Origin of the sequence: Saccharopolyspora antibiotica (genome assembly GCF_047200635.1) — a bacterium.
Classification (GTDB): Bacteria; Actinomycetota; Actinomycetes; order Mycobacteriales; family Pseudonocardiaceae; genus Saccharopolyspora_C.
This window is the reverse complement of the sequence record NZ_JBJZOI010000056.1, coordinates 1-427: the sequence shown is the minus strand read 5'-3', so window position 1 is coordinate 427 and position 427 is coordinate 1. Positions and strand designations below refer to the sequence as shown.

Annotated in this window: 1 protein-coding gene; it reads left to right on the top strand. The window is 64.2% G+C overall.

The features are described from left to right. Positions 1-427, top strand: a 427-nt coding sequence (locus tag ACL03H_RS23870; RefSeq protein WP_412813551.1) for a DUF3558 family protein, incomplete at both ends; no start/stop codon positions are given.

Sequence of the window (427 nt, the reverse complement as noted above, 5' to 3'; positions counted from 1 at the left end):
ATGGCGGCGGTAGTGCCTCGGGGGCGACGCCGAGTGGAGAGAGCGAGGGGCTGGAGAGCTTCGACCCGTGCACGTTCTTCAACGGGGATGAACTGGCCTCGTTCGGTGTCGGGCCGCAGGCGAAGGAGTTCACCCAGGTCAGCTTCCAACCCGGGTGTTCGTGGGACGGCGAGCTCCTGAGCATCGCCGTGCAGAAGAACGCAGAGGAAACGGTGGAGAGCCTGGAAAGAGGCGGCTCCTATGACTCGTTCGACCGGGTCAACGTGGCCGGGCGCGAATCCGCTCGCATGATCGCACCCGGGTTCACTGATCAAGGCGGCTGCATCACGGTGGTTCCGGCTGGTGGAGGGGTTGTGCTTTATCAGCTCACCGCCTACATGCGGGATTCCGTGGCCGATCCGTGCGGGGAGATCGAGAAGATCGCTGA